The sequence below is a fragment of the Candidatus Magnetobacterium casense genome, from assembly GCF_019173545.1.
Classification (GTDB): Bacteria; Nitrospirota; Thermodesulfovibrionia; order Thermodesulfovibrionales; family Magnetobacteriaceae; genus Magnetobacterium; species Magnetobacterium cryptolimnobacter.
The window spans coordinates 1-2,224 of the sequence record NZ_JABXWD010000495.1 but is presented as its reverse complement, the minus strand read 5'-3'; the positions used below and the strand labels follow the sequence as shown (position 1 = coordinate 2,224).

The 2,224-nt window shown below is 51.8% G+C and carries 2 protein-coding genes and 1 tRNA gene; all 3 read right to left on the bottom strand.

Going from position 1 to position 2,224, the window contains the following annotated elements:
* Nucleotides 1-97: 97 nt before the first annotated feature.
* Nucleotides 98-171 (bottom strand) — tRNA-Gln (locus HWQ67_RS16805).
* Nucleotides 172-276: 105 nt separating this feature from the next.
* Nucleotides 277-1,569, bottom strand: coding sequence for a serine hydroxymethyltransferase (glyA, locus tag HWQ67_RS16800; protein WP_255317332.1), 1,293 nt, complete (start codon nucleotides 1,567-1,569; stop codon nucleotides 277-279).
* On the bottom strand, nucleotides 1,553-2,008 hold the full coding sequence (gene rpiB / locus HWQ67_RS16795; RefSeq protein ID WP_218253839.1) for a ribose 5-phosphate isomerase B: 456 nt from the start codon (nucleotides 2,006-2,008) through the stop codon (nucleotides 1,553-1,555). The genes glyA and rpiB overlap by 17 nt, the downstream gene beginning before the upstream one ends.
* Nucleotides 2,009-2,224: the final 216 nt, after the last annotated feature.

Below are 2,224 nucleotides of genomic sequence, written 5' to 3'. Positions count from 1 at the left end.
GGAGTCGAACCCGTGTTTTAGCCTTGAGAGGGCCACGTCCTGGGCCACTAGACGATGGGACCATATAACACTACCACCAAGACCCTTGACACAACATTGGCTGGGGAGAGAGGACTCGAACCCCTACAGGCAGATCCAGAGTCTGCTGTCCTGCCATTAGACGACTCCCCATTGCAGCCGTCATGCCAAATTCTCTTGCTTGCAATCTTTTTACTAAAGTGATCTTAGTCTACACTATTTCTCAGAGATAGTCAAATGCAATTTGTTAAAAAATTTTCATAGTATTGGGAATCTCTCACACAGCGCCCTAACCCTCTGCCGCTGTACCTTCATGTTACGTTCATCAGAATGATTTGTCAGGCAATTATCGATGATATCGGCGACTTCTACCATCTCCGCCTCTGCAAAACCCCTGGTGGTAACGGCAGGAGTTCCCAGCCTTATGCCGCTGGTAATGGTCGGTGGTTTGTCGTCATATGGGATAGTATTTTTGTTGACCGTGATGTCGGCCCTGTAGAGGGCATCTTCGGCCTTTTTTCCTGTGATTGACTTGTTGCTGAGGTCTATGAGCATCAGGTGGTTGTCGGTGCCACCGGAGATGATCCTGTACCCCCGTTCGATCATGGCGTTGCAGAGCGCCTTTGCGTTTTTGACGGTATTTAGCTGATACAGGCGGAATCCTTCGGTCAGGGCCTCCTTAAAGGCCACCGCTTTTGCCGCTATGATGTGCATCAGCGGACCTCCCTGGATACCCGGAAAGACCATTTTATCGACGGACTTGGCGTAATCGGCCTTGCACATGACCATCCCCCCGCGGGGACCGCGCAGCGTCTTGTGCGTGGAAGAGGTGACAAAGTCGGCATATGCAAACGGCGATGGATGCACACCGGCGGCTATCAATCCCGCTATGTGGGCCATGTCAACCAGCAGGTAGGCGTCAACCTCATTGGCGATGTCGTGGAATCTCCGGAAGTCCAATGTCCTGGAATAAGCACTGGCACCGGCCACTATCATCTTTGGCCGAAATTCAAGGGCAAGTTCACGTACTCTATCATAATCGATACAACCGGTATCGGGGTCTACACCGTAATAGGCGTTTTCAAAGAGCAGTCCGGAGAAGTTCACTTTTGAGCCATGCGTGAGATGTCCGCCGTGACTGAGGTTCATCCCCAGGATTCTGTCTCCGGGCTTCAACACGGAGAGGTAGGCCGCCATATTGGCCTGCGACCCCGAATGTACCTGCACGTTTACGTGGTCAACACCGACCGTCTCACCGGAGGCGTCTCTGTGTTCAAACAACTCCTTGGCTCGCTGGATTGCCAACGATTCCACGATGTCCACGAACTCACAGCCACCGTAGTAGCGATGACCGGGATAGCCCTCGGCATACTTGTTGGTCAGCACCGACCCCTGTGCCTGGAGCACTGCCCTGCTGACATAGTTCTCCGATGCGATGAGGACGATCTTGTTCTGTTCTCTGGATATCTCTCCCTCGATGGCGTCAAACACCAGAGGGTCTGCCTCTTGTAGTGATATATTGCGTGGGGCCGGGTTACTTGTGTTCTGCAATTGATTCCTCTATCTTTGAAATTTTCTTTATGCGTAGTTCGTGTCTTCCACCGGAGAACTCTGTCATCAACCAGACCTTGACGATCTCAATGGCCAGTTCCGTGGCTACGATCCGGCTGCCCATTACGAGGATGTTTGTGTCGTTGTGCATCCTGCTCATTGCCGCCGAGTAGAGGTCGTTGCACAGAGCCGCCCTGATGCCCCTGAACTTGTTGGCAACGATGGACATCCCTATGCCGCTGCCACAGATGAGGATGCCTCTGTCAACCTCACCGCTTGACACCATGGAAGCCACAGATGCAGCAAAGTCGGGATAGTCCACGGAGGTCTCACCGCTCGTGCCGACGTCAATTACGTCGGTACCGCCCTCTACGAGGAACCTCTCCAGCGCCCGCTTTAAAAGTACGCCGGCGTGATCACATCCTGCCGCTATAACCATATCTATTTCCGGCTTTTATGATAAAGCACTCTCTTATCTGTTGTCAAGACGGAAATTACAGACACCTGAAAAATTTCCTTGCTGTAAAAAATCCCGTGATGATATGCAGGGTAGTACCACAATCAACCGTGGTTGCAAGGATTTAAGCCACTTTTATACCTGTGTAATATGGCATTGTTGCTATGCGTGAGCAACGTGACCACGTTTGAATGGAGT